The 18,641-nt window shown below is 63.7% G+C and carries 18 protein-coding genes; 9 read left to right on the top strand and 9 right to left on the bottom strand.

All coding sequences use genetic code 11. The features are described 5' to 3' along the window. Positions 1–24 precede the first annotated feature (24 nt). Genes OOZ51_RS06675 through OOZ51_RS06660 form a run of 4 tightly spaced genes read right to left on the bottom strand, consistent with a single transcriptional unit; the run spans position 25 to position 3,775 of the window. Positions 25–1,518: a sodium/solute symporter gene (locus tag OOZ51_RS06675; protein ID WP_265978464.1), complete on the bottom strand. Its 1,494-nt coding sequence runs from the start codon at positions 1,516–1,518 to the stop codon at positions 25–27. Further along, entirely contained in the window at positions 1,515–1,877 is a 363-nt protein-coding gene (locus OOZ51_RS06670) for a DUF485 domain-containing protein (protein ID WP_265978462.1), read from the bottom strand. Before OOZ51_RS06670 ends, OOZ51_RS06675 begins: the two co-directional genes overlap by 4 nt. After that, complete coding sequence (locus OOZ51_RS06665; RefSeq protein ID WP_265978460.1) at positions 1,874–2,593, bottom strand: LytR/AlgR family response regulator transcription factor; 720 nt, start codon at positions 2,591–2,593, stop codon at positions 1,874–1,876. The genes OOZ51_RS06670 and OOZ51_RS06665 overlap by 4 nt, the downstream gene beginning before the upstream one ends. Before the next feature lie 15 nt (positions 2,594–2,608). Continuing rightward, the gene (locus tag OOZ51_RS06660; protein WP_265978459.1) at positions 2,609–3,775 is read right to left on the bottom strand and encodes a sensor histidine kinase; all 1,167 of its coding nucleotides are present in this window, start codon (positions 3,773–3,775) and stop codon (positions 2,609–2,611) included. 164 nt (positions 3,776–3,939) lie between these two features. Here OOZ51_RS06660 and OOZ51_RS06655 point away from each other — a divergent pair, with 164 nt between their 5' ends. Together OOZ51_RS06655 and OOZ51_RS06650 are read left to right on the top strand one after the other, a co-directional pair. Then, positions 3,940–4,317, top strand: coding sequence for a DUF485 domain-containing protein (locus OOZ51_RS06655; RefSeq protein ID WP_265978458.1), 378 nt, complete (start codon positions 3,940–3,942; stop codon positions 4,315–4,317). Continuing rightward, a complete protein-coding gene (locus OOZ51_RS06650; protein ID WP_265978456.1) occupies positions 4,314–5,930 on the top strand; it encodes a solute symporter family protein in 1,617 nt (538 codons plus the stop codon). The genes OOZ51_RS06655 and OOZ51_RS06650 overlap by 4 nt, the downstream gene beginning before the upstream one ends. Positions 5,931–6,014: 84 nt before the next feature. On the opposite strand, the gene OOZ51_RS06645 is transcribed toward OOZ51_RS06650, so the two are convergent. The 4 genes from OOZ51_RS06645 to OOZ51_RS06630 form a co-directional block, all read right to left on the bottom strand. Beyond that, positions 6,015–6,578 (bottom strand): hypothetical protein, encoded by a 564-nt coding sequence (locus tag OOZ51_RS06645; RefSeq protein ID WP_265978455.1) that lies wholly within the window; start codon positions 6,576–6,578, stop codon positions 6,015–6,017. Positions 6,579–6,607: 29 nt separating this feature from the next. After that, a complete protein-coding gene (locus tag OOZ51_RS06640; protein ID WP_265978454.1) occupies positions 6,608–7,021 on the bottom strand; it encodes a DUF4383 domain-containing protein in 414 nt (137 codons plus the stop codon). 128 nt (positions 7,022–7,149) lie between these two features. After that, the gene (locus OOZ51_RS06635) at positions 7,150–7,605 is read right to left on the bottom strand and encodes a hypothetical protein (protein WP_265978453.1); all 456 of its coding nucleotides are present in this window, start codon (positions 7,603–7,605) and stop codon (positions 7,150–7,152) included. 23 nt (positions 7,606–7,628) lie between these two features. Then, positions 7,629–8,114 carry an Lrp/AsnC family transcriptional regulator gene (locus OOZ51_RS06630; RefSeq protein WP_265978451.1) on the bottom strand — a complete coding sequence of 162 codons (486 nt, stop codon included), beginning with the start codon at positions 8,112–8,114 and terminating at the stop codon, positions 7,629–7,631. A 194-nt stretch (positions 8,115–8,308) separates the two neighbouring features. Between OOZ51_RS06630 and pdhA the strand changes: the two genes are divergently transcribed. The 3 genes from pdhA to OOZ51_RS06615 are packed head-to-tail and all read left to right on the top strand — an operon-like array spanning position 8,309 to position 11,897. Further along, positions 8,309–9,475: a pyruvate dehydrogenase (acetyl-transferring) E1 component subunit alpha gene (gene pdhA, locus OOZ51_RS06625; protein ID WP_416346354.1), complete on the top strand. Its 1,167-nt coding sequence runs from the start codon at positions 8,309–8,311 to the stop codon at positions 9,473–9,475. After that, positions 9,475–10,485, top strand: a complete 1,011-nt coding sequence (locus tag OOZ51_RS06620) for an alpha-ketoacid dehydrogenase subunit beta (RefSeq protein ID WP_265978450.1) — start codon at positions 9,475–9,477, stop codon at positions 10,483–10,485. The genes pdhA and OOZ51_RS06620 overlap by 1 nt, the downstream gene beginning before the upstream one ends. After that, positions 10,482–11,897, top strand: coding sequence for a dihydrolipoamide acetyltransferase family protein (locus OOZ51_RS06615; protein WP_265978449.1), 1,416 nt, complete (start codon positions 10,482–10,484; stop codon positions 11,895–11,897). The genes OOZ51_RS06620 and OOZ51_RS06615 overlap by 4 nt, the downstream gene beginning before the upstream one ends. A gap of 178 nt (positions 11,898–12,075) precedes the next feature. On the opposite strand, the gene OOZ51_RS06610 is transcribed toward OOZ51_RS06615, so the two are convergent. After that, on the bottom strand, positions 12,076–12,729 hold the full coding sequence (locus OOZ51_RS06610; protein WP_323054693.1) for an SACE_7040 family transcriptional regulator: 654 nt from the start codon (positions 12,727–12,729) through the stop codon (positions 12,076–12,078). Positions 12,730–12,881: 152 nt separating this feature from the next. On the opposite strand from OOZ51_RS06610, the gene OOZ51_RS06605 reads away from it, so the two are divergent. From OOZ51_RS06605 to OOZ51_RS06590, 4 genes are read left to right on the top strand one after another with little or no spacing between them, the layout of a single operon-like run. Continuing rightward, positions 12,882–14,489, top strand: a complete 1,608-nt coding sequence (locus OOZ51_RS06605) for a carboxyl transferase domain-containing protein (RefSeq protein ID WP_265978448.1) — start codon at positions 12,882–12,884, stop codon at positions 14,487–14,489. Positions 14,490–14,494: 5 nt separating this feature from the next. Next, on the top strand, positions 14,495–16,627 hold the full coding sequence (locus tag OOZ51_RS06600; RefSeq protein WP_265978447.1) for an acetyl/propionyl/methylcrotonyl-CoA carboxylase subunit alpha: 2,133 nt from the start codon (positions 14,495–14,497) through the stop codon (positions 16,625–16,627). 2 nt (positions 16,628–16,629) lie between these two features. After that, the gene (locus tag OOZ51_RS06595) at positions 16,630–17,793 is read left to right on the top strand and encodes an acyl-CoA dehydrogenase family protein (protein WP_265978446.1); all 1,164 of its coding nucleotides are present in this window, start codon (positions 16,630–16,632) and stop codon (positions 17,791–17,793) included. 19 nt (positions 17,794–17,812) lie between these two features. After that, positions 17,813–18,640, top strand: a complete 828-nt coding sequence (locus tag OOZ51_RS06590; protein WP_265978444.1) for a CoA transferase subunit A — start codon at positions 17,813–17,815, stop codon at positions 18,638–18,640. Position 18,641 lies beyond the last annotated feature (1 nt).

The raw sequence follows: 18,641 nt of genomic DNA, 5'->3' as shown, positions 1-18,641 counted from the left end.
TCAGGGGACGCAAGCCGCCCGCCTTCAGCGGAGCTGGCGTTTCGTGGCCAGGGGCCGTTCCGAGGCAAGCGGCCGTTCCGGGACGTGAAGCCGGGTCATCAGCCGGGTCACGGTCCCCGGAATCCGGTGTTTTGTTGCCCGCGAGACCAATATCATCACGCCAAACGCGGCTGGCACAGTCCAAGCCGCGGGCTGGGCAAGCCAGCCGGGCGCAACGGACGAACCCATGAAAGTGCTAGCCACCAGCGCACCCCCGCAGAGCACGGCTCCCGTCAACATGCCGGCAATCGCGCCCGTGTCGCTCAGGCCACGCCACCAAATGCCCAGCAGGAGGACGGGACAGATAGTGGACGCCGTGAAGGCGAAGACCAGCCCTACGCTCCCGGCCAAGGCCGTCGAATCCGTGGTGAATGAAAAGGACAAGGGGACGACGGCGGCCAGGAGTGCGGCGACCCGGAATCCGCGCACGCTTCCGCCAAGAAGGTCCTGGCTGATGACGCCAGCCAGCGAAACTACCAGTCCTGACGTCGTCGAGAGGAACGCCGCAAACGCTCCGGCGACCACCAGCGCCGAGAGCAGATCGCCAGGCACGCCGCCCAGCAGCTTTCCGGGCAGCAGGAGGACCAAGGCATCGGGTTGTCCGTTGCGCGCGAGCTCGGGTGCGAAGACCCGGCCCAGGAGGCCGGACGCTGTCGGGAACAAATAGAAGACAGACAGCAGGCCCAGAACAATGAGGGTTGTCCGGCGCGCCGATTGGCCGTCGGGGTTGGTATAGAAGCGGACCAGGACGTGGGGGAGTCCCAGTGTTCCGAAGAGGAGTGCCACCAGGAGCGAGACGGTCTGATAAAGGCCTGCCGCAGGAAGGCCCGTGGGATTGCTGGATGCATCCGCCAAGGCTGGCATGCCGGCGTCGGCCTGATGCATCAATAGGAATACCACAGGGACAGCCAAGGCGGTCAGTTTGAGCCAGTACTGGAAAGCCTGGACGAACGTGATGGAGCGCATGCCGCCGGCCACCACAGTCAGGCAGACCACCACGATGACGGCGATGGAGCCTACCCATGAAGGCAAACCCGTGCTGATCCGGATGGTGAGCCCGGCTCCGTGTAGCTGCGGCACTATGTAGAGCCATCCGACAGCCACCACCACGAGGCTCGTGACGCGGCGGACGGCTTTGGACTGGAGCCTGGCTTCCGTGAAATCAGGGATGGTGTAGGCGCCCGATCGGCGCAAGGGAGCGGCGACGAACAGCAACAGCATGAGGTAGCCGGCGGTGTAGCCTACCGGGAACCAGAGGGCGTCTGTTCCTGTCAACAGGATCAGCCCCGCGACGCCCAGGAAGCTCGCTGCGGACAGGTATTCACCGCCGATCGCCGAGGCGTTCCACCAAGGCCGCACAGTGCGTGATGCCACGTAGAAGTCGCCCGTGGTCCGCGAAATGCGGAGCCCATAGAAGCCGATCGCCGCCGTCGCGAGTGCCACCCCCAAAAAGGCCGCGAGGCCGACGGCAGGATTCACTTCTCCTCCACAAGATCGCGGTAGCGGGCTTCGTTCCTTGCTGCTGATCGGTTGTACAGCCACGCACTCAGCCCGATCACCGGATAGAGCGCTACTCCGAGGATGATCCAATTGACGGGGATGCCGAGAATCCGCATTTGCGCGAGGTCCGGGACCAACGCAACCATGAGGCCGTAGGCGGCCAGCACCAGAAGGAAACCCGAAGCCACCACCACTGCGAGGCGCAACTGCGAACGGATCAGGGACCGGACGAAGACCTGTCCGACGTCTGAGTCTTCGGCCGCCTCGCGCGAATGGTACGGACGCGTGGGCGCTAACCTGGCCGCCGACTGCGGGGCGGTGACCCTGACCCGGGTCATCCTTGCGGCCGGATCCGGGTGGATTCGAGCTTGTCCCGCACGGACGGAAGATGCCTGCGGCTGATCGGCAGTTCGGCCCCGGCCACGGTGACACTAGGGCGTGCCGCGGCCAGTTTCATGTGCCCCACGTGATTGAGGGACATCAGGTAGGAGCGGTGGATGCGGATGAATCCGGCTTCTGCCCATTGTTGTTCGAGGTCGCTCAGCGGCACCCGGATCAAGTAGCTCGCCTCCGCGGTGTGCAACCGGGCGTAGTCGCCTTGGGCCTGGACGTAGCTGACGTCGTCGCGCCGGATCATCCGTGTGGTCCCGCCCTGGTCAACCGTGATCATCTCCGGGACCTTGCTTCCATCCTTGATGAGTTCACTGATGCGGCTGATGGAGCGGGCCAGGCGCTCGGCACGCACCGGCTTCAGCAGGTAGTCGACGGCGGCCAGTTCGAACGCCTCGAGCGCACAGTCTTCGTCGGCAGTGACGAAGACGACGGCGGGCGGGCGGGCGCTGTGCGAGATGGCGCGGGCGATGTCCAGGCCGGAAACCGCTGGCATATGGATGTCCAGGAAAACAGCGTCGACGGATTCTGTTTCGAGGGCGCGGAGGGCTTCAGCACCGGAGGCTGCCCGGTGGATGGTACCGATGCGCTCGTCCTTCCCCAGCAGGAAGGCGAGCTCTTCAACGGCGGGGAGCTCGTCGTCGGCGACGAGTACGTTGATCATGGTTATAGATTAGCCTCAGGCATCATGGCTCGGCTGGGACTTCGGCACGCGCATGGTGATCAACGTGCCTTCGCCCGGCGCGGTCTCGATGACCAGCCCGTGTTCGTCGCCATAAACCTGCCGAAGGCGGGCATCGACGTTTCGTAGTCCAACGTGGTCGCCGTCGGCATGGCCGGCCAGCACGGAGCGCAGGTGTTCCGGATCGATGCCCACGCCGTCGTCCTCGATGGTGACTTCGGCGAAGGCTCCGGAATCGTTGGCACAGATGGTGATGTGACCCGGTCCTTCCTTCGCTTCAAGCCCGTGGCGCACCGCGTTTTCGACCAGCGGCTGCAGGCTCAGGAAGGGAATCACCGTGCTCAGGACTTCCGGCGCGATCCTGAGGCTCACCTGCACCCGGTCCCCGAAGCGAGCCTTCTCCAACAGCAGGTAGCGGTCGATGCTCCGAAGTTCCTCGGCCAGGGTGGTGAAATCGCCGTGGCGCCGGAAGGAGTATCGGGTGAAGTCCGCGAACTCCACCACGAGTTCTCTGGCCCTGGCGGGATCGGTGTTGATGAACGAGGCGATGGCGTTGAGTGAGTTGTAGATAAAGTGGGGGCTGATCTGCGCGCGCAAGGCCCGGACTTCGGCCTCGATGAGTAGAGTGCGGGAAGCATCGAGTTCGGCCAATTCCACCTGCACGGCTACCCAGTCCGCCAGTTCGCTTGTGGCCCGGACCAGGCCCGCCCCGGCTTGCGGAGCGAAGGCGGCAACGGCTCCCACTACGCGGTTCCCGGCCCGGATCGGCGCGATCACGGCGTTCAGTTCGCGCGATGCGGACACAACCACCGTCCGCGCGTCTGAGAGCACTCCCGCGGCGAGCCCCATGAGGACAGCTTTCAGTTCTTCCGCTGACCCATCCCACGCTAGGACGGACTCGGTATCTGTGATGGCCAGGGCGTCGCAGCCGAGCAGGGAACGCAATTGCTTGCTCGCCTTGGCCGCTCCCGCAGCGTGGAGTCCCGTGCGCAGGTGCTGCCCCGCGCTCGACGCCGCGTGCAGGGTTTGGTAGGTGGCCCTCTCGGCGTCCGTGCCCAGCTCGCGGAAGGAGCGGACCACCTTGAGGCCCACCCCAACGACGACCGCCACGGCGAGCACGATGACCGCAATCGCGGCGGCGGTGACGAGTGGGGAATCCGGCATGGAGCAAGACTAGCGAACCCGCCGTTCGGCGCAGCAACGTGTCCGCTGGGCGACGCCTGTGCCTGTGGATCTGGAAGTGGTGCAGAAGCCGGGCGGATAGTGATTCCAGTCACGTTGGCTAGGAGTGTGTGGTCAATGTAGACATTCACAATCAGGAGGAAGCCATGGGTAACGAGGCCCAGACACCGGACGCAGCAGCGTCTGTGGATTTCCAGGAAGTCCAGCAAACGGCGCAGTTCCAGGAGCTCCGCAAGCGCCACCGCAGTTTTGTCTTTCCAATGGCCATCGCATTTCTGCTTTGGTACTTCGCCTATGTCCTGCTGGCTGACTACGCAGTGGGCTTCATGTCCACGAAGCTGTGGGGCAACATCAACGTCGGCCTGGTCTTGGGCCTGCTGCAGTTCGTCTCAACCTTCGGAATTACGGCCTGGTACGTCCACTACTCCAACCGGAAGCTGGACCCGATCGCCGCGGAAATCCGGAACGAGATCGAGGGCCATGAGTTCGACAAGGGCAGCGCAGTGAGAGGGGCAACAAAATGAGCGCCATGGTCCCGATGGTCAACGTTGCCGCCCTGAAAGACACCACGCTGTTGAACATGGGCATCTTCGCCCTGTTCGTCCTGGTCACCATGGTGATCGTGTTCCGGGCCAGCCGGAACAACAAAACGGCTGCCGACTACTATGCGGCGGGGCGCTCGTTCACGGGCTCGCAGAACGGCACCGCGATCGCCGGCGATTACCTCTCCGCCGCCTCTTTCCTCGGGATCACCGGAGCAATCGCCGTCAATGGCTACGACGGCTTCCTGTACTCCATCGGGTTCCTCGTGGCGTGGCTTGTGGCCTTGTTGCTTGTCGCTGAATTGCTGCGCAACACGGGCAAGTTCACCATGGCCGACGTGCTTTCGTTCCGGCTGCGACAGCGCCCGGTGCGGATCGCCGCCGCCCTGTCCACCCTGGCCGTCTGCTTCTTCTACCTGCTGGCACAGATGGCAGGCGCCGGAAGCCTCATTTCCCTGCTCCTGGGCATCAGCGACTGGGGCGGGCAAGCCCTGGTGATCGTCGTCGTCGGCGCCCTCATGATCATGTACGTGCTCATTGGAGGGATGAAGGGCACCACCTGGGTCCAGATCATCAAGGCCGTGCTGCTCATCTGCGGGGCGGCAGTCATGACCTTTTGGGTGCTGTCCATCTACGGCTTCAACCTGTCGAACCTGTTGGGCGCCGCGGCGGATTCCGCCAAGAACCCCAACGTGCTGAACCCGGGCCTGCAGTACGGCAAGACCGAGACCTCCAAGCTGGACTTCCTGTCCCTCGGCCTGGCGCTCGTCTTGGGCACAGCCGCCCTGCCGCACGTGCTCATGCGCTTCTACACCGTGCCCACCGCCAAGGAAGCCCGCAAATCGGTGGTCTGGTCCATCTGGTTGATTGGATTGTTCTACCTGTTCACCTTGGTCCTTGGTTACGGCGCCGCGGCACTCGTTGGCGCTGACACCATCAAGTCCGCTCCGGGCGGCGTCAACTCCGCTGCACCGCTTCTCGCGTTCCATCTGGGCGGGCCGTTGCTGCTGGGCTTCATCTCCGCCGTCGCGTTTGCCACGATCCTTGCGGTGGTGGCCGGCTTGACCATCACGGCAGCGGCGTCGTTCGCCCACGACATCTATGCGAACGTCATCTCCAAGGGCAAGGCCGACGCCGGGACCGAGGTCAAAGTGGCGCGCCGGACGGTGGTGGTCATCGGGGTCCTCGCGATCCTCGGAGGCATCTTCGCCAACGGCCAGAATGTCGCCTTCCTCGTGGCGCTCGCCTTCGCCGTGGCGGCATCGGCCAATCTGCCGACCATCGTCTACTCCCTGTTCTGGAAGAAGTTCACCACCCAGGGAGCCACGTGGAGCATGTATGGCGGCCTCGCGGCGGCCGTCATCCTGATCGCGTTGTCGCCGGTGGTTTCCGGTGCCAAGACGTCCATGATCCCGGGCGCCAACTTCGCGATCTTCCCGTTGAGCAACCCCGGAATCGTGTCCATTCCGCTCGCGTTCCTGCTTGGTTGGCTCGGCACAATGCTGGACAAGAGGCGCGAAGACGCGGCGAAACAAGCCGAGATGGAGGTCCGGTCACTGACCGGCATCGGAGCGGAGAAAGCCGTGAATCACTAGGAATTCCTGCTGGCTCAAGATAGCAAGAATCCTTCCCACACGCTGTGTGGGAAGGATTCTTGCTTCAGGCGTCGGTTGGGAGGGTTAGTGGTTGTGCCCGCTCGGTATCGAGTGCGATCCGTGCGGGACGGCATGCTGTCCGGCCACCGAGGCGGCCAGCCCCGGCGTCGTCACTGCTGCAACCACGACGGCGGCGGCAAAGGCTGCCCCCACAAGCGCACCAGTCCGCGGGGGAGCCGCGGCCGTTCCGCCGTCGTCGTCGCGGTACCTCCGGGCCAGCCAAGCAGACGATCCCAGCGCCATGAGGACGAGGAAAAGAGCAGCCAGGTGCCCGCCGTCGAGCAATCTTTGGGCCACACCGGCCACTAGCACGGCTACGTGGACCAGCACGGCCGCGATGAGTCCGATGGTTGTTGCTTTACGGAACCGGAGCCGTCCGCGTTGCAAGCTCGCAATCGATCCCGCGAGCAGGGCCAGGCCCCAGACCGCGAAGATTCCGCCCGCCCACATGAGGGGCCCTCGGCTCGAAATGTAGCTTGATGCGATGGAAAGCTCCACAAGGCCGGCCCCCATTCCCGCAAAACACGAAAACAGGGTGACGGATGCTCCGGTGGTCGGTCCTACGGACGTCGCTGCTTGAGCTGACACGGACGGCTCCTTCCGGGGTTCGAGGTCTTCTAGACGTGGGCCCTGGCGGTGGTGGCCGGAACCTTGTCTTGGGAAAGACCGACGCCGAGAAGTACCACGGCGCTGGCAAGGTGCAAGACGTTGTCTGCGCCGTTAAGGGCAATGATATTCAGCGCAGACCCCACGAGGAACAGGCCGAGGATGCCGACCAACAGATAGACGCCGCCGACCGTGGTGTTGATTGTCTTGGACAGCACCGTGCTATTCATGCCCGCGTAGAGCAGCGCTCCACCGATAGCGAGGTGAATGATGTTGTGCAGGGGATTTACCGCAAAGATGATCAGGTTGGCACCTTCGGTAGCAAAGAATCCAATCCCTGAGGTGACGAAGAATCCAACGACACCCACAAGCAGGTAGACGGCTCCAAAGATGGTGGCGATCAGGCGGTTGGGCGAAGTGCGCATGGTCCAAACCTTCCGGTAAGGCCGGGTTTGTATCCGGCCTGTGTTCGAAACCCCGGACGGGGCTCTCAACCTGATATTCGGACCATGTGGAGCCGTGGATGGGTGGGTGGTGACTATTTTTTTCCGCGCTAGCCCTGCGGCTGGAGGCTGATGGCGTTCATCTTCAGGTCATTGCCCACAAAGCTGTACCTGAGCTCGAAGCTTCTTCCTTGGCATTGCAAGGTTCCGGCGACATCGGCTGTGTTGGTTCCATTGACTGAATTCGCCATCACGGAGTCGTAGTGGGGCGTGCAGCTGTTGTCCAGCTGAAGGCCAGCGACGCCGGCAACAAAGTCCGCCTTAGGCAAGCTTTGGGCGACGGCAGGGTTCAGGTACTGGTCGTAAGCTTGCTCGCTTTTGCCATTCACGATCAGCCGGGTGAAATCGTCGGAAATGGCCCGGGCCCTGTTCGTGGCGTTTCCCACCACGTTCGCCAGCACGATGACCCCCACGACTATCAACACCAGAACTGTGCCCACCACTCCGAGAATGATCCAGAGGAGCTTTCGGTTTTTGGCGGCCGGCGGTACGTCCGGGGTGCTCAAGGTGGTTCCCCTTCCCGGCGAACTCAGTTGGCGCCGAGCGCCGTCTTTGTTGTGCGGTTCAGCAACGGCTGTACCCGGAACGGAATCAATTCGCCCATGGACATCGCGGTATCGGTTCTCTCCACACCGTCGCACGCCAGGATCTTGCCGTTGATCCGGAACAGGTCCTCGGCGTCGAGGGCTACAACCCGCAACAAGAGGTCAGCCGATCCGGTGAGCCCGTACCCCTCCAGGATTTCCGGGATTTCGGCGAGTTCCAAAGCGAGCTGTCCGAGCTTCTGCTGCTGCACGTGCACGGAGATGAACGCCATGAGCGGATAGCCGAGGGCAGCAGGGTTGATGCGCCGTTCGAAGGAGAGGAACGCATGCTTCTTCTCCAGTTGGGCCATCCGTGCCTGGACCGTATTCCGTGATAGTCCCAGCTTCTGCGCCAAGGCCACCACCGTGCCGCGGGGGTCCTTTGCCATGGCCGAAAGCAGGCGGGTGTCTGTGCCATCCAAAGCTTGCATAATGCGCAACGTTAGCACGGTGCCAGTGGTCAAGACAGGGCAGAATGCGCAGGATTTTCGGTGGTGGTTGTACCCAATGAGCATTGTGAGTAGGGTCACAATTAATCCAGGCGAAGACGCCAGGATGCTGGCACGCGGCTGGATCACAAGTCCATCCCAGGCCTGCGAGCACGAGCTGAAAGGTGCGATCAACTGTGTTGACGGACAAAGCCGGCCAGGACGCCTACAAGGCTCCGAATCCCGGAATCAGTGCAGAAAACCCTCGTCGGACCGGCGGAAACCTGGTCCAACTGATTTCCCCCGAGGGGGAACGCATCAGCCACCCGGAGTTCGATCTCTGGGTCAGCGATGTCACCGACGAGCAGTTGTGCTCGCTGTATGAGGACATGACAGTCATCCGCCGCATCGACTCGGAGGCCACTGCCTTGCAGCGTCAGGGCGAGTTGGCCTTGTGGCCGCCGCTGCTGGGGCAGGAAGCATCGCAAATCGGTTCGGGCAGGGCCCTCCGGGATGACGACTTCGTATTCCCCAGCTACCGGGACAACGGCGTGGCCTACTGCCGCGGCGTGGAGCCGACGGACCTGGTCCGTGCCTGGCGCGGCAATGCGTCCTCCGGCTGGGACCCGTACCGCCACAACATTGCCACCCAGCAGATCATCATCGGCTCGCAGTCATTGCACGCAACCGGCTACGCCATGGGCATCCAGCACGATGGCGCCGATTCCGTGGCGGTTGCATTTTTCGGCGACGGTGCCACCAGTGAGGGTGACGTCAACGAGGCAATGGTCTTCGCCGCGAGCTTCCAAGTGCCCGTGGTCTTTATCTGCCAGAACAACCATTGGGCCATCTCCGAACCCGTCCGGATTCAATCGCACATCCAGATCGCCGACCGTGCCTCAGGCTTCGGAATCCCCAGCATGCGGGTCGACGGGAACGACGTCCTGGCTGTTTTGGCTGTCACCCGAATTGCGCTGGACCGGGCCCGCAAGGGCGGCGGACCCACGTTTATTGAAGCGGTGACCTATCGCATGGGCCCGCACACGACGGCGGACGACCCCACCCGCTACCGCGACGCCAATGAGCTTGAGGACTGGGCGGCCAAGGACCCGATTGCCCGCCTGAAGGCGCTGCTTCGCACCAAGGGCCTGCTGACCGAAGAAGTCGAAGCCAGGACCCAGGCCAAAGCGGACGAGGTGGCCAGGAACCTGCGGGCAGGCGTCATCAACATGCCGGATCCCGCGCCGTTGGACCTCTTCAACCACGTCTACAGCACGCCCAACTCCTGGATCGAACGCCAGAAGGACCACTATTCCCGCTATCTGGAAAGCTTCAGCGGATCCACTCAGGAAGGTGCACTCTGATGAGCAAGCTGACATTCGCCCGCGCCATCAACGCCGGCCTGCGCAAGTCCCTCGAGAACGATCCCAAGGTTGTCCTCATGGGTGAGGACATCGGGGCCCTCGGCGGTGTTTTCCGGGTAACCGACGGCCTCCAGAAGGACTTCGGCAAGCACCGGGTGGTTGACACTCCGTTGGCCGAATCCGCGATCATCGGCACGGCTGTCGGGCTGGCCTACCGCGGCTACCGACCGGTCTGCGAAATCCAATTCGACGGCTTCATTTACCCGGCGTTCGACCAGATTGTCAGCCAGGTCGCCAAGATGCACTACCGGACGCAGGGCCGCGTGAAGATGCCCATCACCATCCGGGTTCCTTTTGGCGGCGGGATCGGCTCACCCGAGCACCATTCCGAATCCCCTGAGGCCTACTTCACCCACACCTCGGGACTGCGCGTCATCAGTGTCTCCAACCCGCAGGATGCCTACACCATGATCCAGCAGGCCATCGCCTCGGACGATCCGGTGCTGTACTTCGAGCCCAAGCGCCGCTACCACGACAAGGGCGAAGTGGATGAGACCGCAGATCTTTCCACTGCGCTGTCCATGGAAAAGTCCAGGGTGGTCTCCCCAGGGAGCGACGTCACCTTGGTGACGTACGGCCCGCTCGTGAAGACCGCCAGTGATGTAGCCATGGCCGCCTCCGACGAAGGAATCTCCGTGGAGGTTATCGACCTGCGCTCGCTGGCTCCGATCGACTTCCCGGCAGTGGAGGCGTCTGTCCGCAAGACCGGCCGGCTGGTCATCACCCATGAGGCTGCGCAGTCCGGCGGGCTCGGCGCGGAAATCGCCGCGAGCATCACCGAGCGCTGCTTCAACTACCTTGAATCGGCGCCAGTCCGGATCACGGGATTCGACATCCCTTACCCGTACTCAAAGCTCGAGATGCATCATCTGCCGGATCTGGACAGGATCCTTGACGGCGTGGACCGCGCACTTGGCCGCGGTAACTCCCTGAGCGGCCTGGAAGGATGAGCGCCACGATGATCAAGGAATTCAGGCTGCCGGACCTCGGCGAGGGACTCACCGAGTCGGAAATTCTCAGCTGGAAGGTTGCGGTGGGGGACACCGTGACCTTGAACCAGGTCATTGCCGAGGTGGAAACGGCCAAGGCCGTGGTTGAGCTTCCCTCGCCTTTCGCGGGAACGGTAGCCGTCCTGCACGAGCAGGCCGGCTCGGTGGTGGAGGTCGGCAAGCCGATTGTCTCCTTTGAAGTCGACGACGCCGGAGCCTCGCCGTCCGGTGTTCCAGGTTCCGATGGGGGCGCTTCCGGTGGGGTCGCCCCCACGGGCAGCCCGCTGGAGGCCACGGGGAAACGTGAGCCGAACCTCGTAGGCTATGGCGCCGTCGTCGAAAGGTCCGGACGCCCGGCGCGACGCCAGCGAGGCTTTGACGGAGGCGTCGCCGAACGCGAGCCGGTCCGGGAATCGGTTCCCGTCGTCGAACCCACCACACCGCTCGCAGTTCCTGCTGAACCGACTGCGGAACAAGAGCGGCCGCGGTCCACCCCTCCGGTCCGCAAGTTGGCTAGGGATCTTGGAATTGACCTTGGGCTGGTCACGGGAACCGGGCCGGCGGGGCTCATTACCCGTTCGGACGTCCAGGACTTCGCTGCTGGGCCACAGGTCCAGATATTGGGCCGCGTCGATGCTCCTACTGCTGTGCCCGCCGTCGGGATCTCCGCTGAACGCGAGACTCGCACGCCCATCAAGGGAGTCCGCAAGTTCACGGCCGCCGCCATGGTGCAAAGTGCCTTCACGGCGCCACATGTGACGGAGTTTCTCACCGTTGATGTCACGCCCACCATGGAACTGCTGACGCGACTCAAGGCCAGCCGCGAATTTGCCGGATACAAGCTCACGCCGCTGACCATCGCGGCCAAGGCAGTGTTGATTGCCCTGCGCAGGAACCCGACACTGAACTCCCGCTGGGACGAGGCCGCACAGGAGATCGTGCAGTTCAATTACGTGAACCTGGGTATCGCGGCAGCCACGCCGCGGGGACTGACGGTTCCCAACATCAAAGACGCGGACAGGATGACGCTGTTGGAGCTGTCCAGTGCGTTGTCCGAGCTCACAGACACAGCACGCTCGGGAAAGACCTCTCCGGCAGATCTCACGGGCGGGACCATTTCGATCACGAACATCGGTGTCTTCGGGATCGACGCAGGAACTCCCATCTTGAATCCGGGCGAGGCTGCCATCGTGGCGCTGGGATCGGTGCGGAGGGCTCCTTGGGTGCACAACGATGAACTCGCGGTGCGTCAGGTGATGTCCCTGAGCCTGTCCTTCGACCACCGGCTCGTGGACGGGGAGCAGGGTTCGAAATTCCTAGCTGATCTAGGCGCGATCCTGTCCGATCCTGCAACAGTCATGACGATGATCTAGCGCTCGCGGCCGTTTCGACGGTTCCGCGCGCACACCGATCCGTGCAGGCACGATGTTCGCGCAACGCTCGCTCGCTTTTGGGCCCAAAATGCTTAACGCTCCTGCACAACTGCCGTCTTGCTGTCGGACAAGTGCAGGAGCGTCCGTTAGAAACGCCCTAAAAGTGAGCGAGCGTCGGCTATCGAACGGTCAAGGCCGCCAGGGCCATGCGTTCGAGGATGGGCCTCGCGCTTTTGACCGCCATGCGTCGTCCGTGGTGCCGGACGGAGTGGGGAGTCGAGTTGATCAAGCCGAAGGCTGCGTGTGCCCGTACCCGCAGTTCGGCAGGATCCGTGTCCGGATGCAATTCGCCGAGCACCCCCACCCACAGTTCCACGTAGTTACGCTGCAGGGTACGGACTTCGGCTTGGTCGGCATCGCTGAGGTTGCTGAAATCGCGGTCCTGGACCCGGATGACATCGGGATTGCTGAGGGCGAAGTCCACATGAAACTCCACCAATCCGCGCAACCCAGCTTCGGGGTCGGGGGCCCCGGACACTACGCTGCGGCCGCCGTCGAGCAGATTGCGGCTCACGCTCAGCAGTAGCTCAGCAAGGACGGCCTGTTTTCCGGGGAAATGCCGGTACACGGCCGGTCCGCTGACTCCTGCGGCGGCTCCGAGGTCCTCCAGCGACACGCGATTAAAGCCGTCGGCGGCGAACAACCCCGCTGCGGCGGTCAGGAGCGCCTTGCGCCGGGTTTCCTTAGCCTGGCTTCGCTGGGTCTGGCTGTCTTGTTTGGGGCTCCGCTGGGTAGGGCCGTCCTGCTGGGAGCTCCGCTGGAAGGTGACCACAATTCCTCCTTTTGCAAGCGTCCAATTCAGCGTCGATACCGGGGCGGCCCCAGTGCCGAGGTGATGGACAACACAGTTAATAGAGACTAACCTAAATTCCAGTTATGCGGTACTAACTGAGATGGCCTTTTGGCCGGGATGGGACACAGCCGATGGAGACACTCGCCAGCCAGCTGGATACCAGCAGCGACCAGTTCGCGGCCAACGCGGAAGCGCAGCTGTCCCTGGTACAGGAGTTGAAGAAGCGACTTGCCGTGGCCGCCCTCGGCGGACCGGAGAAATCGCGCGAGCGGCATATTTCCCGAGGAAAGCTGTTGCCGCGCGAACGCATCAACTACCTGTTGGACGAGGGAAGCCCGTTCCTGGAGATCGCTCCGTTGGCCGCCAACGGGATGTACAACGACGATTCGCCAGGCGCCGGGGTCATTGCCGGGATCGGCTTGGTCCATGGCCGCCAAGTGATGGTGGTTTCAAACGACGCCACGGTCAAGGGCGGGACGTATTACCCCATGACGGTGAAGAAACACCTCCGGGCCCAGGAAATAGCCCTGGAGAACAGACTGCCGTGCGTCTACCTCGTCGATTCCGGGGGAGCGTTCCTGCCCAAGCAGGACGAGGTGTTCCCGGACAAGGAGCACTTTGGCCGGATCTTCTTCAACCAGGCGAAGATGTCCGCCGCGAAGATCCCGCAGATTGCCTCGGTCATGGGGTCCTGCACCGCCGGGGGCGCTTATGTCCCGGCCATGAGCGACGAGACAGTTATTGTCCGCAACCAGGGCACCATCTTCCTTGGCGGACCGCCCCTCGTGAAGGCCGCCATCGGCGAGATCGTCACGGCAGAGGAACTCGGCGGCGGGGAAGTCCACTCGCGGATTTCGGGTGTGACGGACCACCTCGCCGAGAACGACGAGCATGCGCTGCAGATCGTCCGGGACATCGTCTCGACCCTGCCCAAGCCGGCCGCGCCCGCGTGGGTCGTGGACACCGCCGTCGAGCCCGTGGTGGACCCGGGCGAGACCTATGGTGCGGTTCCCACGGACGTCAACGCCCAGTACGACGTCCGCGAGGTCATTGCCCGTCTGGTGGACGGTTCCAGGTTCCACGAGTTCAAGAAGAACTACGGCACCACCCTGGTCACCGGGTTCGCGAAGCTGCACGGCCACCCTGTGGGCATCGTGGCCAACAACGGAGTGCTGTTCAGCGAGTCCGCGCTCAAGGGCGCGCACTTCATCGAGCTCTGCGATCAGCGTGGCATCCCGTTGATCTTCCTGCAGAACCTTTCCGGCTTCATGGTGGGCAAGGACTACGAGCAGGGCGGCATCGCGAAGAACGGCGCCAAGATGGTCACCGCCGTCGCCACCGCCCGCGTCCCCAAGCTGACCGTGGTGATCGGCGGATCCTTCGGCGCCGGAAACTACTCGATGTGCGGCCGGGCGTACTCGCCGCGGTTCCTCTGGATGTGGCCGGCGTCCCGGATCTCGGTGATGGGCGGGAACCAGGCCTCCAGTGTGCTGGCCACCGTCAAACGGGACCAGTACGAGGCCCGCGGCGAGGAATGGTCCGCGGAAGACGAGGAAGCCTTCAAGGCCCCCATCAAGCTGCAATACGAGGACCAAGGCAGCCCCTATTACTCCACCGCCCGGCTCTGGGACGACGGCATCATCGACCCAGCAGATACCCGGCGCGTCCTGGGCATGGCCCTCGATACCGTGTCTCGCCAACCCCTGCCGGAAACCTCCTTCGGCCTCTTCCGGATGTGACCCCCATGACAATCAATTCTTTCGACGCCGTCCTTGTCGCCAACCGCGGCGAGATCGCCTGCCGCGTCATCCGCACCCTCAAGGCGATGGGCATCCGCTCGGTGGCGGTCTATTCAGACGCCGACGCCGGGGCCCGGCACGTGCGGGAAGCGGACAGTGCCGTCCGGATCGGCACAGCCGCGGCGGCGGACAGCTACCTGCGGATAGACGCCATCATCGAGGCGTGCCTGCAAAGCGGCGCCCAAGCCGTCCACCCCGGATACGGATTCCTGGCCGAGAACGTGGAGTTCGCCAAGGCCTTGGACGCCGCAGGGATTGCGTTCATCGGCCCCGGCATTGACGCCATCGAGATCATGGGCGACAAGATCCGTTCCAAGAACCACGTCATGTCCTATGGCGTCCCCTGCGTTCCGGGCATCGCCGAACCGGGCTTGAGCGATGCGGAACTGATCGAGGCGGCGCCCGGCGTCGGCTTCCCCCTGCTCATCAAGCCCTCGGCCGGTGGGGGCGGCAAAGGCATGCACATCGTGGAGCGGCTGGAGGATATGGCGGCCACGCTGCTGACCGCCCGCCGCGTGGCGGCGAGCGCCTTCGGTGACGACACCCTCTTCCTGGAGCGGCTCATCCAGGCGCCCCGGCACATCGAGGTCCAGGTCCTTGCGGACAACCATGGCAACGTGATCCACCTTGGCGAGCGCGAATGTTCGCTTCAGCGCCGCCACCAGAAAGTCATCGAGGAGGCGCCGTCCCCCTTGCTGGAGTCCCTGGCAAATGGAGCCGAGGTCCGGGCTCGGATCGGCGAGGCCGCCTGCCAAGCTGCCCGAAGCGTCAAGTACAGCGGTGCGGGAACGGTCGAGTTCCTTGTCTCGGACAAGGATCCGGAGCACTTCTTCTTCATGGAGATGAACACCCGCCTCCAGGTGGAACACCCGGTCACGGAAATGGTGACCGGCGTCGACCTTGTCGAATGGCAAGTGCGCATAGCGGCAGACGAGGTCCTCACGGTGGCGCAGTCCGACGTCGTGCTTGATGGCCATGCGATTGAGGCGCGCGTCTACGCAGAGGTCCCCGAACGCGGATTCATGCCGTCGATCGGCGAGGTCGTGACGCTCCGGGAACGGGCCGGCGACGATCCCCATGTCCGCGTTGACTCCGCCATGCTGCCGGGACTGTCCATCACCGGCGACTACGATCCCATGCTGGCGAAGGTCATTGCCTGGGGTCCGGACCGCAAGGCGGCGCTGGACACCCTTGACCATGCGCTGGGGGACTACACCCTGCTGGGCGTTCACACGAACGTTGAGTACCTGCGGCTCCTGATCAACGACGACGACGTCCGCGCCGGGCGCCTCGACACCGGCTTGATCGAGCGAAAGCTGGAGGGACTGGAGTTCCGTCAGGCGACCGACGCCGAGCTGATCGCCGCAGCGATCCTGAGCCGTTCGGGGCTGCTGAGCCGCCAGGTCCCGGCGCCTGTCGGGACGGAATCGCCCTGGAACACCGCGGATGGTTGGCGCATCGGCGCTCCCGCGCCGTGGAAGACCACCATCGGACTTCCCGACGCCGGCCTGGCCACCGTTGCGCTAACCGGCAACGGTTCGAGTATCACGGCGCGCGTGGATGGCGGCGTCGTGCACACTGCAGAGATGCGGCCGGGAACCGCGGGACATACGACGCTGGTGCTCGACGGCGTCGAGCACCATTTCGCGCACGGCTCGCCTTCTCCGGGGCGCGAGACACACGACCTTTGGCTTGGCAGCGACGGCTGGTCCTGCCGGCTCGAGATCCTGGACCGGGAGGCCCGGCTCCAACGCATCCTCGCGGGCATCCAGCGCGAAGAGGGCGCCGCGGATCCGGAAGTCCGGTCTCCCATGCCGGGAACCGTCGTCTCCGTTTCGGTGCACAACGGCGACCACGTCGAAACCGGCCAGGTCCTCCTTGCCGTGGAAGCGATGAAGATGGAACACCAATTGCTGGCCTCGGTGTCCGGCACAGTACATCTCAGCAGCAAAACCGGGGACCTCGTCAAGGCCGACCAAGTCCTCGCCACCATCCACGTGGCTGCAGAAGCCACTAAAGAACCCACCCCGGAAGCCACGGGAGAACCGACAGAAAACCAGAAAGACGAGGAAGTCTAGCCATGGCAAGTTTTGAACTCAGCGAAGAATACCAGGACCTGAGCAACTCCGTCCGGGAATTCGCCGACGAGGTAGTGGCCCCGGTGTCCACCAAACACGACGAGGAACACAGCTTCCCCTATGAAGTGGTCAAGCAGATGGGCGAGATGGGTCTCTTCGGCCTGCCCTTCCCTGAAGAGTTCGGCGGAATGGGTGGAGACTACTTCGCCCTCGCGCTCGCGCTGGAACAGCTGGGCCGGGTGGATCAGTCCGTGGCGATCACCCTTGAAGCAGGCGTATCTCTGGGCGCCATGCCGCTGTACCGCTTCGGCACCCAAGCGCAAAAGGAACAGTGGCTGCCGCAGCTGACATCTGCCGAAGCGCTCGCCGGGTTCGGCTTGACCGAGCCGGAAGCTGGCTCGGACGCAGGCGGCACCAAGACGAACGCACACCTTGAGGACGGCCGCTGGGTCATCAACGGCAACAAGGAGTTCATCACCAACTCCGGGACGGACATCACGCGCCTGGTCACCGTCACCGCCGTCACCGGACAGCATGAACGCAAGGACGGGAGCATCAAGAAGGAAATCTCCACCATCCTGGTTCCCACCGACACGCCCGGGTTCACCGCGGAAAAGGCCTACAACAAGGTGGGCTGGAACGCCTCCGACACCCACCCGCTCACACTGAACAACGTCCGGGTGCCCGAAGAGAACCTGCTCGGTGTCCAGGGGCGGGGTTATGCCAACTTCCTGTCCATCCTGGACGAAGGCCGTATCGCCATCGCCGCCCTCGCCACGGGCGCGGCACAAGGTTGCGTCGAATTGTCCGTGAAATACGCCAAGGAACGTATGGCTTTCGGGCACCACATCGGCAAGTACCAGGCCATCCAGTTCAAGATCGCCCGCATGCAGGCGCGGGCCCACACGGCACGCTTGGCCTACTACGATGCGGCCGCGAGGATGCTGGCCGGCAAGCCGTTCAAGACCGAAGCAGCCATCGCTAAGATGGTCGCAGGCGAGGCAGCCATGGACAACGCACGGGACGCCACCCAGGTGTTCGGTGGCTATGGCTTCATCAACGAATTCACGGTGGCACGGCACTACCGCGACTCCAAGATCCTGGAAGTCGGGGAAGGCACCACCGAGGTCCAGTTGATGCTCATCGCCCGCGAGCTGGGCCTTTAACCGTCAGGGAAGGTAAACGATGATCGACAAAGTTGTTGCCAGCGCCGCGGACGCGGTGAAGGACATCCACGACGGTGCCTCGCTCGCCGTCGGAGGGTTCGGCTTGTGCGGTATCCCCGTGGCGCTGATCGATGCGCTCCACGATCAAGGCACCAAGGACCTTGAAACGGTCAGCAACAACTGCGGCGTGGACGACTGGGGCCTGGGTATTTTGCTCAGGGACGGGCGCATCCGCCGGACCATTAGTTCCTATGTTGGTGAGAACAAGGAGTTCGCGCGGCAGTACCTAGCCGGCGAGCTCGAGGTGGTCCTCACCCCACAAGGCACCCTCGCTGAGAAACTGCGCGCCGGCGGCGCCGGCATCCCCGCGTTCTTCACGGCGGCCGGCGTCGGGACCCAGGTCTCGGAAGGCGGCCTTCCGCAAAAGTACGACGCCGACGGGAACATTGCGATCGCATCCTCTCCCAAGGAAGTGCGTACGTTCAACGGCGCGGACTATGTCCTGGAGGAATCCCTGACGCCCGATTTCGGACTGGTCCATGCCTGGAAGGGCGACCGTCACGGGAACCTCGTCTTCCACGCGACGGCCATGAACTTCAATCCGTTGTGCGCCATGGCTGCCCGGATCACCATCGCCGAGGTAGAAGAGCTCGTGGAGCCAGGCGAACTCGATCCGCAAAACATCCACACTCCAGGCATTTTCGTCCAGCGGGTCGTGCTTGCACCGGACACGGAGAAGCGTATCGAAAAGCGGACAGTTGCGTTGACCCAGGCATCGGCTGCGGGCACTACCGAAGCTGCCGGCACTACCGAAGCTGCCGGCACTACCGATCAGGCAGGAGCGTAGC

The sequence above is a fragment of the Arthrobacter rhizophilus genome (assembly GCF_026241105.1).
Classification (GTDB): domain Bacteria; phylum Actinomycetota; class Actinomycetes; order Actinomycetales; family Micrococcaceae; genus Arthrobacter.
Note: the sequence above shows the minus strand (reverse complement) of the source record. Positions and strands in the feature narration are given on the sequence as shown.